This is a genomic window from Nitrosospira sp. Nsp2, assembly GCF_003050965.1.
In the GTDB taxonomy this organism is placed as follows: Bacteria; Pseudomonadota; Gammaproteobacteria; order Burkholderiales; family Nitrosomonadaceae; genus Nitrosospira.
Genome location: NZ_QAOU01000001.1, coordinates 572,411 through 585,181 on the forward strand (window position 1 = coordinate 572,411; position 12,771 = coordinate 585,181).

Below are 12,771 nucleotides of genomic sequence, written 5' to 3' on the forward strand. Positions count from 1 at the left end.
CTGGGACGTGGAATGGAAAGCGTAAGATGACAGTTAAACTTGATCTGAGTCTTTTGCAGCGGGCATATTCTCTTGTTAGCTTCAAAATGGACGCCGCAACCCTTGCTGACCGCCATATGCAGCACGAAAGTCCGTTCTATCCGGCTTTTTTTAACTGATACATGTCGCTTTGTGGCGATAAAGCGGGTACTAGCCACCAGCCAGCCACGAGCCCTCGACACATCTCATCCGGTGTGCAGGTGAAGCAGAGGCATTTAGTTGACCCGCTGCTATACTGAATTTTAATGGATGCCTGATCGACTACAGGTAAATAAAGCTCAACCTGTTACCCGTTACTTTTGATGGAGGCAAAAATGATAAGAAATTATTCGTGGGACATGCTGCGGACTATTCTTCTGATCCTGGCTGCGACATTGGCCCTGCCGGCGGTTGGCGCTGAGGACACACAGGCAGGTGCCAGTGATATGGAAATATTGCGCGACAAGGTGCGCGCGGACAAGAAGTTTATTGTTGCGGAGAATATGGACCTGAGCGAGGAGGAGGCAAAGGGTTTCTGGCCGGTATACGAGGCCTATCAGGCGGATCTGCACAAGCTCAACGAGCGCATGGCCAAGGTAATCAACGAATACGCCCTGGCCTACAACAAGGGTGCGCTAATGGACAAGACGGCACGCAAACTTATTGATGAAGCGATTGATATCGATGTGGATGAAGCCAAGTTGAAGAAGTCTTACGTGCCCAAGCTCAGCAAGGTTCTTTCTGGGGTAAAGGTGGCACGTTACCTTCAGATCGAGAACAAGCTTCGCGCCATCGTACGCTATGAACTCGCTTCTGCAATTCCGTTGGTGTATTGAGCCAGGAAGCCGCCGGGCTATCTCAAGGTGGACGGAATTTTTTAAATAGACGAGGAGGGCAGGAAAATGATCTTGAAATCGATAATGTCAGTCGCGGTGCTGGCCGCGCTCGCCAGCGCTCCGGCAATTGCGCAGCAGGTTATCTACCCGAAAAAAGGGCAGTCGGCAGCGCAACAGCAGAAGGATGAAAAGGAGTGCTACGCATGGGCCAAGAAGCAGACGGGCTATGATCCGGCGCAAGGAACCCAGTACGCGGCGCCGCCACCACCGCAACATGAAGGCGAGCGGGTAAAAGGCGCCGCCCGCGGCGCAGCTGGCGGAGCGATAATTGGTGCCATTGCTGGTGGCGCCGGCGCGGGCGCTGCGATTGGCGCCGTGGCGGGGACCATGGCGGGTGGGGCAAGGCAACGGCGTAAACAGGACAATTATGAGCAGGCCACCAGCCAACAGCAGCACGCTGCAGACCAACAGAAACAGCAATATCAGCGCGCCTATGGCGCGTGCTTTGAAGGCAAGGGTTACACAGTGAAGTAAAGACAATCAACCATGGCGTTGCCGGGTTGAGGGACCTATCGCAACCATATGGCAACGTCGGGCAGAGTGAGCCGGGTCATCTGGTCTGCCTCGCGACACGGCCCAGGCGGGCATCCAGCATGCAAAGCCCATGAGCCAAAGGGTGTCCCATAGGCCGAATTGCACGCGCAGATCTTCCAGATAGACGATCTGAACATTTTCTAGATTGGCCAGGTCAGGCTTTAACTTTGCTGCCTCAACGAACTCGCGCGATATGAGGATGGTTTGCACCCCCGGCGGTGAGGCATGCATTCTGCATTCCAGCGCTACCTGCCGTGTAGTTAAGCATGGCAGGTGTGTGCGCCCCATGGCACTCATGCCAAAAATCAGGCAGATGGTTTCAGTGACGTTGGGCATCAGCAAACCCACGTTTTCTCCTGGGGAACTGATCTTTCTGGCTAACTGCCCCAAGACCAAGCAACTGGTAGCTGACCGCCTCTTCTTGTTTCTCCTCGTCTTGATCGCTCAGCACACATGGCCGCTCCCCGAGTTCGACTAACCGGCGTACGAGCCGTTGAGTCAACGGCCGTGTCGCGGGCGAGCTATGGAAGATGGCCATGATCGATGGTTGGGGCTTCGATTTCTCCTCAATAAAATTACGGAGTCGCCGCCGAGCGTCGGGTCGTAAACTGTACTGGGCAGAACTGGCCGCACGGGCATCCTTCGCATGGGTTACGCATCACTCACCCATGCGAAGGATGCCCCCGGTGTCCCTCTGACATTAGATCGACAACTGCAGGCTGATCAAAGCATCGACTTAGCCTGGTCGAGTATCTTTTCGCATGCCTTTTTCACTGCCTTACCCTTCAGCCCAGCCATGCTCAGATCCACACTCTGGCCGCTGCTGCCGGTCACAATACCTCGAGCGCCACTGATGTAGTCGGGGTTGCTTTCGGCGGGTTGATCTCCAGCACCGGTCGTCTTTTCCATAAGCTGATCCTTGACTGAAGAAGCGCTACCGCCGCTCAGGTAATTGTTCTTCACGCAGTAGTCGATTATCCCTGCGGCATTACCTGTGCTTCCCGATGTGATGGAGGACAACGATCCCAACGACGAGGCCGCGCCGCCGAGTCCACTTCCGCGGGTGATATCTTTCAACTGGTCCAAGCCTTGGGCGGCAATGGAACCTGAAAGGATCGCAACTGCAATACCGATGCTCGTTAACAGTGGGCGTCTGAAAATATTCATTAGCTTTCCTCCGGATCGTTGACCGAATTTCCATTTTTATAACAGAGCCTCCGGCTTCATGATTGAAGCCCTCGATTACGCAACTGCGGCCTCCCTCATCTCATCGTTTCGATGTATCTGTCATGGGCGGGCGGGCCTAAACGACGGGATATTGTTTTTGTATTCCGCGGTTCCTTCCAGTCCCCACGTTGCGATTCCCGTATCTACCGGGTGAAGAGGCGGCGTAATCGTCGCGGTTGACCGGAATGCACGCCACCTTGGTCCAAGCACTTTATCAATCACCCTAACCGTTTTATAGACCAAGTCTGGTGTTACTGCCTGGACTCAAAACCGGGCGCGCGCCTCGATCACGAAATGCACTAGCCGACATCCGATAAGCGTTTCGGGGGGAAACACCAAAAGCAGATTCCCTGCGTTATCTGGCTCTCTATGCCGAAGTCATTCCTGGTAAGGTCGCCACCGGATATAACACCGCCATCGCGGCCTCGGCCAGGAAGTTTCGGGAAGTATCGTTTTCGACGCGTTCATTCTTTCTGGTGACTATGCTGAGTCACTTCCCAGAATACGGGATACCTTCGGGTTACGTTTAATTCGGCGCAACCCAGGACGCCGGTGTTTTTTCAGTAATGATTTGAAAAACTGCTATTTTTAGATCATGGGCTCGACGTTCATTATTTTTTTTACGCTGCCCAGGGCAGATAAGTTACAGCGGTCCGGGCAGGACAAATTTTGTCAATGGCCTTTGGGTGGAGCGACCGCCATGCAGCATCACGGTAATGGCGGATAAACAAGGGCCGTGTAAGGTTGAGCAGTCTATCAAGTTATATCCCAGTTCAGCGCTGGTCTGATAACTAACAGACTAAAAGGAGGTATTTATGGCAACGTCACGACCAAATATCCTGGTCCTCTTCGGCGATGACATCGGATGGTGGAACATAAGCTACAACAACCGTGGCCAGATGGGTTATCGGACCCCCAACATCGACCGCGTGGCCAGCGAAGGCGTCGGATTCACTGATTATTATGCGCAACAGAGCTGCACCGCAGGGCGCGCGGCTTTCATTACGGGACAGAATCCGGTTCGTACCGGCCTGACCAAGGTCGGCGTTCCGGGCGCAAACGTTGGATTGCAAAAGGAAGATCCCACCATTGCCGATCTGCTCAAGCCCCTGGGATACGCAACAGGCCAGTTCGGTAAGAATCACCTCGGGGACAAGGACGAGTTCCTCCCGACCGTGCACGGCTTTGACGAGTTCTTTGGCAATCTCTACCACCTGAACGCGGAAGAAGAGCCGGAACTTCCGGACTACCCCCGGGACCCGGAGTTCAGGAAGCGTTATGGTCCCCGAGGCGTGCTGCACTCCCAGGCGGACGGCAAGGGCGGACAGAAGATTGAGGACACGGGTCCCCTGACCAAGAAGCGGATGGAAACCATCGACGAAGAGGTAACGGACGTCGCTCTCAGCTATATTGACAAATGCCACAAGGCGAGCAAGCCTTTCTTCGTCTGGTGGAATGCCTCGGCCATGCACTTTCGCACCCATGTAGCCGACAAGCACAAGGGAAAGAGTGGGCAAGGCGATTATAACGACCGGATGGTTGCCCACGACGAGGATGTGGGCCGGATGCTTTCCAAGCTGGACGAATTGGGCATCGCCGATAACACTATCGTCATATACGCGACGGATAACGGGCCACACTACAACAGCTGGCCCGACGCCGGGATCACGCCGTTTCGATCCGAGAAGAACACCAACTGGGAAGGGGGGTGGCGGGTGCCCGCATTCGTGCGGTGGCTTGGCAAGATCAAGGCGGGCACAATGCTCAACGATATCGTCACTCACCAGGACTGGTTGCCCACGCTCCTCGCCGCCGCGGGGGACGCGGACATCAAACAGAAGCTCCTTAATGGCCATACGGCTGGCAGCAGGACCTTCAAGGTTCACATCGATGGCTACAACATGCTGCCCTACCTTACCGGCGACACGAAGGAAAGCCCGAGGAATTTCTTCTTCTACGTCAGCGATGATGGCGACATTCTTGCGATTCGCATGGGTGACTATAAAGTTGTACTGATGGAGCAACGAGCGACGCGAATGATGTGCTGGCTTGAGCCGTTCGTGAAGCTGCGGGGACCCAAGATTTTCCATCTGCGCCGAGATCCTTTCGAGCGGGCCGACGATAACTCGAATACCTACTGGGACTGGGTCCTGGACCACGCCTTCATCATTTACGAGATGCAGGGATTGGTGGCGCAGCAGATCGAGAACTTCGTGAAGTACCCGCCGCGCCAGAAGCCGGCGGCGTTCAATCTCGACGAGGTGATGAGAACATTGCAGGACGCAATCGGCGGCGCTAAACATTGACGAGTTGCTTGTATCTCAAGCGATCCAGCTGGGGCTGGCGGTCGCGCCGGACGCTGCTGTATTGCGTAGGGCAGGAGCAAGTTAGTCGCGAGGAGTTTCGGGAACGTATGCTCTTCGACGCTGTGGTGGAACGACCAATCGTGGTTGATGGAAGCGGTGTGCTTGGAAACAGTGTGCTGTAACCCGTGATGGAACGCAGTCATTCGTGATCTCCTGGCTAAGGTTGTTACAAAACTCGGCGGCGATTTTGAGCCGGGGGTGAATGTTTTTGTATTGCTGCCGGCAATATCGTAACGGCGAAGTGGTTAGCGGGCGTAGGAGGATTGAATAAATATGGTTTGGGTGATTTTCGTCGCAACGATTATCGTGGTGGTGCTCGCTATCGAGGCTGGATTCAGGCTCGGGCGTCGGGTGCGACAGAGGTCGGAGGACGAGAAGGAAGCAGCGGTATCCGCGATCGCTGGCGCCATCCTGGCCTTGGCGGGGTTCATGCTGGCGTTCACCTTCGGGATTTCGTCGGATCGGCTGAACGATCGCAAAACGCTGGTGCGGGATGAGGCCAATGCAATTGGCACCGCCTGGCTGCGGGCGGATTTCCTGCCGGAGCCGGATCGGGCGGAGGCGAAAGGGCTTTTACGGAAATATGTCGCCGATCGCCTGGACGCAGCTCAGGCGCATGACCTCAATCAGGTGCAAAAAGGTGTTGGCGAGTCCAGCCGAATCCAGCATCAACTATGGGACACGGCGGTCAAGAACGCGCGCAAGGATATGAACTCGGACGTTGCCGCGCTTTATATTGAATCGCTGAACGAGCTGATCAATATTCATACTTTGCGTGTAGCTGTAGCACTGCATGCGCAGATTCCCGGCATTATCTGGCTGGTTCTCTACGCCCTGGTCATTCTCGGCATGATGGCCACTGGATATCAGACCGCCATCACGGGCTCGGCCAGGAGGTCGCGCGCAGTGTCGCTTCTGGCGCTCTCATTCTCTCTGGTGATTGCGCTGATCGCCGTGCTTGACCGCCCGGAAAGCGACTTTATCAGGGTTCCACAGAAGCCGTTGACCGACCTCCAGGCATCAATGGCTGCGGGAGGGGAGGCTCCTCTAGATGCCGGTCAGGGGCGCTGATCAATGATTTTGGGAATATTGTCGGCGAGGGGCTGCACCCGTAACCGGCATTGTCTGGCTGATTCTCTACTCATCGTCATTCGGGGCATGATTGCAGTCGGACACCGGATCGCGATCTGCACGGATCCTGGCTCTCTCGTTCCCGCTGGTGATCACGCTGATCGCCGCGCTTGATCGCCCACGAAGCGACTTTCTCATGGTTCTACAGCGGCCGTTGACCGGCCTCAAGGCGTCAATAGCTGCGAACTTGGAAGACGCGTTCAGAGATTCAGCACAGGTCCTGACAAACCGGTCGGAATAATTGAAGCATCAGGCTCGAATGACAGCGGAATGCACAGGCGCCCGAAGTTCGGTATTTGGATGGGGCACCGTAAGCAGGCACCGATGTGATGCTGGTCACGATATGTATCTTAATTGACACAAATGAGCACGCCTCTATAGCAATTTTAAAAACGATGCCAAATCAGGTTAAGATACGTGAGTCTTTATCCGATACTTTTCGGTGTCGGACCGGGATAAAGGTTTTGACACACCTTTCCGCTGTTCATTTTAAACCATAAAGGAAAAAACATGCGCAAGCTACTCATGATTATGGCCATACCGCTGCTGTTCGCCGGCACGGCATTCGGGGCTGTCAATATCAATACCGCTACACAGGAAGAGCTTCAGACGGTGAGCGGTATTACGGCGGCCAAAGCGAAGGCAATTATCGACTACCGTTCAAAAGCAGGCAAGTTCAAGACGACCGAAGACCTGGCGAAGGTGGATGGCGTAAATGAACAGCACCTCGACATGAAGCAGCTCTACAGGGAAGTTACGGTTACCGGGCCCACGGTATTGAAAACGAAAGAAAAATCAGCAGCGAAGTAACACCAGCCCGCCACATTTTGAAACGTCCATGGAGACAGGTGCTTCGACACCGAATGCAAGCCTGATATGAACTAAATCACATCAGCGCACGTCAAACCATGCAAAACCCCCGGCTAGTCCGGGGGTTTTGGTTTATTGCTTGTTGAAACACTCCTGACCGGGACTCCATAAACCCTATCAGGTGTGGGCGTACTTCTTCACAACTGGTATAATGCCGCCCTTTTGTCGCTCCGGCGAAGGAATCCTTTATGTCCCGTCCTATACGCAATATCGCCATCATCGCTCATGTCGATCACGGCAAGACGACTCTGGTGGATAAACTGCTTCATCAGGCAGGCTCTTTCGCTGCGCACCAGCACATTGCGGATCGGGTGATGGATTCCAGTGACATTGAGCGCGAGCGCGGCATTACCATACTTGCAAAGAACTGCGCGGTCGATTATGAAGGGGTCCATATCAATATTGTGGATACGCCGGGGCATGCCGATTTTGGCGGCGAAGTCGAACGCGTCCTGTCAATGGTTGACGGTGTGCTGCTACTAGTGGATGCGGTCGAGGGCCCCATGCCGCAGACCCGTTTTGTCACTAAAAAAGCGCTGGCGCTGGGTCTGCTTCCCATTGTCGTGGTCAACAAAATAGACCGCCCCGGCGCACGTCCGGACTGGGTCGTGAATCATACATTCGATTTGTTCGATAAGCTGGGCGCCAACGAAGACCAGATGGACTTTCCCGTAGTGTACGCCTCCGCGCTCAACGGCTACGCCACCACGGACCTGAAACAGCCCGGTACCGATATGCGCCCCCTGTTTGACGTCATCCTCAAGCATGTGAGCGCACCCACGGGCAACGCCGACGAACCGTTGCAGCTTCAGATCAGCGCCCTGGATTATTCCAGCTTTGTCGGGCGCATCGGTATAGGCCGCATCAGTCGCGGCCGGCTCAGGCCTGCTCAGGACGTGATGGTCATGGCTGGCGCAGCTACGCCGAAGAAGGCCAAGGTAAACCAGGTGCTGGGTTTTCGCGGGATTGAGCGTGTGCAGCTGGACGAGGCGCAGGCGGGAGACATCGTTTTGATCAATGGGATTGAAGAGCTCTGTATCGGCGCAACCCTTGCCGATATCAATCAGCCCGAAGCGTTGCCGATGCCCGCTGTGGATGAACCCACGCTGACGATGAATTTTCAGGTAAATACGTCGCCTTTTGCGGGTAAGGAAGGCAAGTTTGTTACGAGCCGCCAATTGCGCGAGCGGCTCGAAAAAGAGCTTCTCACCAATGTTGCGATGAAGCTGGAAGAAACGGGCGACACCGACTCCTTTCTGGTTTCCGGCCGGGGCGAACTGCATCTCACCATTTTGCTGGAAAGCATGCGTCGCGAAGGCTATGAGCTTGCTGTGTCCCGTCCGCATGTGGTGCTGCGGGAGATTGACGGGGTTAAATGCGAACCCTTCGAAATGCTTACCGTGGATGTGGAAGAAGCGCATCAAGGCGCAGTAATGGAAGCGCTGGGGGCGCGCCGCGGCGATTTGCAGGATATGGTCTCGGACGAACGCGGCCGCGTGCGGCTGGATTACCGTATTCCCGCGCGGGGACTGATCGGATTCCAGTCTGACTTCATGACCATGACCCGTGGTACCGGCCTCATGAGTCACGTATTCGACGAATATGCCCCGCTACGGCCGGAAATTGCCGCCCGCCGCAATGGCGTGCTCATCTCCGCAGAGCAGGGGGAAGCGGTCGCCTACGCGCTTTGGAAATTACAGGAGCGTGGGCGCATGTTCGTCAGTCCGGGCGACCGCTTGTACGAGGGAATGGTAATTGGCATTCACAGCCGTGACAACGATCTGGTCGTCAACCCGATAAAAGGAAAACAATTGACGAACGTACGTGCGTCCGGAACTGACGAAGCAGTGACCCTGACGCCGCCAATTCAGCTCACTCTGGAATCCGCGATCGAATTCATTGCTGACGATGAGCTGGTGGAGATTACCCCGAAAACTATCCGCATCCGCAAGCGTTTCCTGCAGGAACATGAACGCAAGAAAGCTTCACGCGCAGCGGCGTAGTCCCAACGAAGGGTAGGGGTGGCCTGGTTCGTCATGGGCTACCTCCATTCATCCGCGCGGGTTGCTGGCTGGGCCTGTTTTCGGTCCGCCCATCGGTCCGGGCAATTGAGCGCAACCCGTACCTGCCGTGAACGAAAAAATCCTCTGGTATGTCGCTGATCCCATGTGCTCATGGTGCTGGGGATTCGCACCTGTAATCGAGCAAGTCCGGAATACGTATGGCCATCGCCTGAAAGTGGAGTTATTACTGGGAGGGTTGCGGCCGGGGACCAGCCACCCGCTACCGTCCCCCCAGCGGCAGGAGATCCTCGGTCATTGGCAGGCTGTGCATCGGGTAACGGGACAGCCCTTCCAATTTGCGGGCGCGATGCCGGAGGGATTCATTTACGACACCGAGCCTGCTTGTCGAGCAGTAGTTGTCGTTTCGATGCTCAACCCAGAAGCGATCTTCACTTTTTTTCGTGCAGTGCAATCCGCTTTCTATGTCGAACAGAGAAACGTAACCGATGCCCTGGTCCTGGCCGAACTCGCCGGGGACGTGGGGCTGGAGACACAGCAGTTTCTGCAGGCGTTTGAATCCGACGCAGCCCGGGACATGACGCAAGGTCATTTTCACAGGGCGAGTCAGCTGGGTGTGCGCGGCTTCCCAACCCTGATAGGGCAGAAGGCGGCCTTATATTTGCTAATTTCCGGCGGCTACTGCCCGCTCGAAGAATTAAATCCCAAAATCATCCAGTGGCTGGATACATAGCTTGTAAGCCTGCGATCAGGAAAACTGCTGGCAAAATTGAACCACCGATCAAAAAACTACGGTGAAACCTCGCTGATCTTCGGTTGGTGGTCGGGGCTTCTGGGTGACCTTGGACAGCGGCTACAGGCCGGTTCCAGTTGAAAACCCGAGGCGTTCCAGCAACGCGCGGAAGGTATCGCTGGCGATGATGAAGGCGATCAGATAGGAGGTTAAGCTTAGAAGGATAATGGTACCGACAGACCGCCATGGGCTCAAGGTGGAATAACGCCTCCACGTAGAGAGGAAATCTGCATCCTGGGGTGCTTCCCGGCTCCCGTACAAGTTCAATTCCGCGAGGATATTTTGCCGGGCCCGGCGTAGTGCATCCCGGACGCCCGTTCGATAAGCGGCGTCGATCAATTCAATCCGTTTAGCTTGGGTATCGAAGGAGGCTTCGGGTTTTGATGCGTTCCTGGCTGCTTCCTGGTAAAAATTCTGAAAGCGATCGACGTAACGACTGTCAGCCAGCATGGAATCAACCAGGATTTGAATGTCCGCTATCAGCTCCTTGCTGGGCCTGGGATGCGGGGCCGCGGGTTCCGGTTTCAGCACTCTGCCTATTTCCTGAATAAACTCGCGTTCTTTTCGGGTAATAAGCCTGAGCCAGATTGCCTCCACCGCTTGAGGGGAAGGCAGGCGGGATTTCTGGTCGTGGCCGGCGTCTTCATAGAGCTTTTCCAGCTCTATGTTCGCAGCGCTTTCGCAATCAGCATCAATTGTCTCCAGCCCGGTTCTGAGAGTATCACTCATTATGATTGCGGAAGCAGTCCCTCTTGGTTGAGATCATGAAATCCATTTCGTGGACCGCTGTACAAGCGCGGGAAGTTAAGTGGCGCCCCCCACCCCAGCCTGCGATGCGATGCGCGAGTAATCAAACTGCGGGCCATCCCACCCGCCGCGGGCGGGTGTACGATCAACCTTAACGCTTGCCCTTAGCACTCACCCGTGCCCTCGCTTGTATTCTCACGCACACCGCGTCAGCAGCGGCCTTTTTACCAATTACCAAGTGTAACGTAATTTAAAAGCCTCGTGCGTTGAGTACCTTCCCCTGGCGGCGATTGCGCTGTAAGCGACGGGGCGCATCAGCCGCCGCCTGACGTTCAGCTGTCGACCATTTATTGGAACATTCTCGCGATTCAACCTGCCGCGGTGTCAGATCGGTATCGCGGCAAAGGCGTCCAGATCCTCTACGGCAGCGGCTACGCGGCGAATGAGCTCGTGGTTGCTCTCGGGCTCGATCATTCCCCCCACCGCTAGCGAGACAATCATGGCCTCGAAGGGATAGGCCAGGTGCGCGCGATATCGCTGCCACAGACTGCCGGGATCAATCCCTGTAATTCCATGTTGTGCGAGCACTTGCGCATAGGTTGTCAGAAAACGGGCTTCGTGCGCCCGCCGCACCTCGGGTTTGAGTGCCGTAGCAAGAAAATAGGAAATATCCGCGACTCCCTCGCCGAAGCGCACCAGTTGCCAGTCGAGGAGGCCGGGTTGGGACTGGCGCCAAAATATATTTCCCGGATGACAATCATGATGCACAAGCGTTTGCGGGCCATCTGAAAGAAAACGCATTGCCTGGCGGCGATGCCGGGCATAACGCACGGCCCATCCTCTAACCGCTGCGGGCACAAGCTTTCCGGCGCGCTTCAGGCCGCGCTGCATCAGAGGCACAGCCAGAGCTGTGCCCAGGTGATCCTCCAGCCGACGTACCGGGCCGGCAAGCCATCGATAGGTATGTGCGAGCGCCACCTTGTTCCAAAAGAAAGCATGAAAACGGGCAAGTTGCTCAATGACGAGTGTGGCTTGCGCCGGGGTCAGGGCGTCGCCTGGTCGGCCCGCCGTAGCCCCGGCTTCAGTCACATCGCCGAGAACCAGTGTTGCGCCTCTCCCAGGCTTGCTCTGGGCCGCGAGAAATCCCGGGACGGCCAGCGGAACGGCATGCGCCGCTTCTTTGTAGAAACGTACCTCCGTATGCAGCAGTCCCGGCAAAGCCGTGATGAGCCGCGCGCGCCAGTCGAGCGATGGCAACTTCACAAACCATCGCCGGGGCAGCGCTGCGGGACCATCATGTTCTATTGCAAGGCGTACTCGGGTGGTCGTGCCGATATCAACAGAGACGGTAGTGACATCCGATACGATTACGTCGGGGTAACCATGTTTAACCACTCGTTGAGCCCAGTCTATGGTTAAATCGCTGGGGCGCCGTGCAAGGATTTTCTGCTTCATTTGTTTTTATTATGGCCGGCTCGTTGTTGAATCCGCGGACGATCCCTCGTATCGCTACCGTTCTGCGTGCTCCACAATTAATATTGTCTCGGATGGCCTGATCCCTCAAAACCTCCATAAAAAAGGGAGCCGAGGCTCCCTTTTTTATAAATGAGTTTCGAAAGATTATTTAGTATCCGTCGATAACTTCCAATCGGGGTTATAGTGGGTTTTCTTATCCCAATTTTTCCAGATAAAGTCAGGCTCAATAATGGGTTTGGTGGGGATCACAAATGTCACCAGATCGACAACGCCGGTCAACGTGCGCCCGACTCCGTGTAAAATACCGGTAAAGAACCCGACGGGGACTCCATAAGCTGGGCCCTTCTCGTTGGTTTCTATGATGATGTTCTTCGGGATTTCCCCAATTCCCGTTACGGTGTTTGCAATACCATGAGCCAGCTTATCACCTACGCCTTCCACGTAATCGTGGGCCATAGCAGCTTGTGGCGAAAAGAAAAAAAGCGCAGATAGTATCAGTAGTGATTTAAACGTGTTTTTCATCGATACCTCCCTATTAATTGATAAATTAAAGCCGATCTAATACTAGCACACCGTTGAGGATATGGGTACGGCATTTAAAAAATTGAAGCGCTCAGCAATAAAACGTCGTCCAGGAGCCGATTTCGGCGTGGTGACGGCTTTAGTCACGTGCGCTGGTGCATTCCAGCCAT

General features: G+C 55.3%; 13 protein-coding genes. 8 read left to right on the forward strand and 5 right to left on the reverse strand.

All coding sequences use genetic code 11. The annotated features are described in order from the left end of the window. Positions 1-353 precede the first annotated feature (353 nt). Both C8R31_RS02525 and C8R31_RS02530 read left to right on the forward strand, forming a co-directional pair. Positions 354-854: a hypothetical protein gene (locus C8R31_RS02525; protein WP_107692480.1), complete on the forward strand. Its 501-nt coding sequence runs from the start codon at positions 354-356 to the stop codon at positions 852-854. A gap of 72 nt (positions 855-926) precedes the next feature. Then, positions 927-1,388, forward strand: a complete 462-nt coding sequence (locus C8R31_RS02530; RefSeq protein WP_219907427.1) for a YMGG-like glycine zipper-containing protein — start codon at positions 927-929, stop codon at positions 1,386-1,388. 6 nt (positions 1,389-1,394) lie between these two features. On the opposite strand, the gene C8R31_RS02535 is transcribed toward C8R31_RS02530, so the two are convergent. Further along, positions 1,395-1,679 carry a hypothetical protein gene (locus tag C8R31_RS02535; RefSeq protein ID WP_146164532.1) on the reverse strand — a complete coding sequence of 95 codons (285 nt, stop codon included), beginning with the start codon at positions 1,677-1,679 and terminating at the stop codon, positions 1,395-1,397. 55 nt (positions 1,680-1,734) lie between these two features. Between C8R31_RS02535 and C8R31_RS15770 the strand changes: the two genes are divergently transcribed. After that, positions 1,735-1,926, forward strand: coding sequence for a hypothetical protein (locus C8R31_RS15770; protein ID WP_146164533.1), 192 nt, complete (start codon positions 1,735-1,737; stop codon positions 1,924-1,926). Positions 1,927-2,171: 245 nt separating this feature from the next. Here the strand turns inward: C8R31_RS15770 and C8R31_RS02545 are convergent, their stop codons facing one another. Next, positions 2,172-2,615 carry a DUF2501 domain-containing protein gene (locus C8R31_RS02545; RefSeq protein ID WP_107692483.1) on the reverse strand — a complete coding sequence of 148 codons (444 nt, stop codon included), beginning with the start codon at positions 2,613-2,615 and terminating at the stop codon, positions 2,172-2,174. Between the two features lie 875 nt (positions 2,616-3,490). On the opposite strand from C8R31_RS02545, the gene C8R31_RS02550 reads away from it, so the two are divergent. From C8R31_RS02550 to C8R31_RS02570, 5 genes are all read left to right on the forward strand, one after another. Next, positions 3,491-4,981, forward strand: a complete 1,491-nt coding sequence (locus C8R31_RS02550; RefSeq protein ID WP_107692484.1) for an arylsulfatase — start codon at positions 3,491-3,493, stop codon at positions 4,979-4,981. A gap of 333 nt (positions 4,982-5,314) precedes the next feature. Then, a complete protein-coding gene (locus C8R31_RS02555) occupies positions 5,315-6,112 on the forward strand; it encodes a DUF4239 domain-containing protein (protein ID WP_107692485.1) in 798 nt (265 codons plus the stop codon). 570 nt (positions 6,113-6,682) lie between these two features. Next, the gene (locus tag C8R31_RS02560) at positions 6,683-6,982 is read left to right on the forward strand and encodes a helix-hairpin-helix domain-containing protein (RefSeq protein ID WP_107692486.1); all 300 of its coding nucleotides are present in this window, start codon (positions 6,683-6,685) and stop codon (positions 6,980-6,982) included. A 248-nt stretch (positions 6,983-7,230) separates the two neighbouring features. Beyond that, on the forward strand, positions 7,231-9,045 hold the full coding sequence (gene typA / locus C8R31_RS02565; protein ID WP_107692487.1) for a translational GTPase TypA: 1,815 nt from the start codon (positions 7,231-7,233) through the stop codon (positions 9,043-9,045). Between the two features lie 127 nt (positions 9,046-9,172). Then, a complete protein-coding gene (locus tag C8R31_RS02570; protein WP_107692488.1) occupies positions 9,173-9,796 on the forward strand; it encodes a DsbA family protein in 624 nt (207 codons plus the stop codon). Positions 9,797-9,916: 120 nt separating this feature from the next. Here the strand turns inward: C8R31_RS02570 and C8R31_RS02575 are convergent, their stop codons facing one another. The 3 genes from C8R31_RS02575 to C8R31_RS02585 all read right to left on the reverse strand — a co-directional run bounded on the left by C8R31_RS02575 (position 9,917) and on the right by C8R31_RS02585 (position 12,601). Next, the gene (locus C8R31_RS02575; protein ID WP_107692489.1) at positions 9,917-10,585 is read right to left on the reverse strand and encodes a hypothetical protein; all 669 of its coding nucleotides are present in this window, start codon (positions 10,583-10,585) and stop codon (positions 9,917-9,919) included. A gap of 402 nt (positions 10,586-10,987) precedes the next feature. Beyond that, a complete protein-coding gene (locus C8R31_RS02580; RefSeq protein ID WP_107692490.1) occupies positions 10,988-12,058 on the reverse strand; it encodes a phosphotransferase in 1,071 nt (356 codons plus the stop codon). Between the two features lie 165 nt (positions 12,059-12,223). Further along, positions 12,224-12,601, reverse strand: a complete 378-nt coding sequence (locus tag C8R31_RS02585) for an exosortase system-associated protein, TIGR04073 family (protein WP_107692491.1) — start codon at positions 12,599-12,601, stop codon at positions 12,224-12,226. Positions 12,602-12,771: the final 170 nt, after the last annotated feature.

What these genes read in the sequence shown, in the direction of transcription:
- C8R31_RS02525 (WP_107692480.1), top strand. Translation starts at nt 354, where the DNA reads ATGATAAGAAATTATTCGTGGGACATGCTGCGGACTATTCTTCTGATC.
- C8R31_RS02575 (WP_107692489.1), bottom strand. Translation starts at nt 10,585, where the DNA reads ATGAGTGATACTCTCAGAACCGGGCTGGAGACAATTGATGCTGATTGC.
- C8R31_RS02535 (WP_146164532.1), bottom strand. Translation starts at nt 1,679, where the DNA reads ATGCATGCCTCACCGCCGGGGGTGCAAACCATCCTCATATCGCGCGAG.
- C8R31_RS02545 (WP_107692483.1), bottom strand. Translation starts at nt 2,615, where the DNA reads ATGAATATTTTCAGACGCCCACTGTTAACGAGCATCGGTATTGCAGTT.
- C8R31_RS02580 (WP_107692490.1), bottom strand. Translation starts at nt 12,058, where the DNA reads ATGAAGCAGAAAATCCTTGCACGGCGCCCCAGCGATTTAACCATAGAC.
- C8R31_RS02555 (WP_107692485.1), top strand. Translation starts at nt 5,315, where the DNA reads ATGGTTTGGGTGATTTTCGTCGCAACGATTATCGTGGTGGTGCTCGCT.
- typA (WP_107692487.1), top strand. Translation starts at nt 7,231, where the DNA reads ATGTCCCGTCCTATACGCAATATCGCCATCATCGCTCATGTCGATCAC.
- C8R31_RS02560 (WP_107692486.1), top strand. Translation starts at nt 6,683, where the DNA reads ATGCGCAAGCTACTCATGATTATGGCCATACCGCTGCTGTTCGCCGGC.
- C8R31_RS15770 (WP_146164533.1), top strand. Translation starts at nt 1,735, where the DNA reads ATGGCACTCATGCCAAAAATCAGGCAGATGGTTTCAGTGACGTTGGGC.
- C8R31_RS02585 (WP_107692491.1), bottom strand. Translation starts at nt 12,601, where the DNA reads ATGAAAAACACGTTTAAATCACTACTGATACTATCTGCGCTTTTTTTC.
- C8R31_RS02550 (WP_107692484.1), top strand. Translation starts at nt 3,491, where the DNA reads ATGGCAACGTCACGACCAAATATCCTGGTCCTCTTCGGCGATGACATC.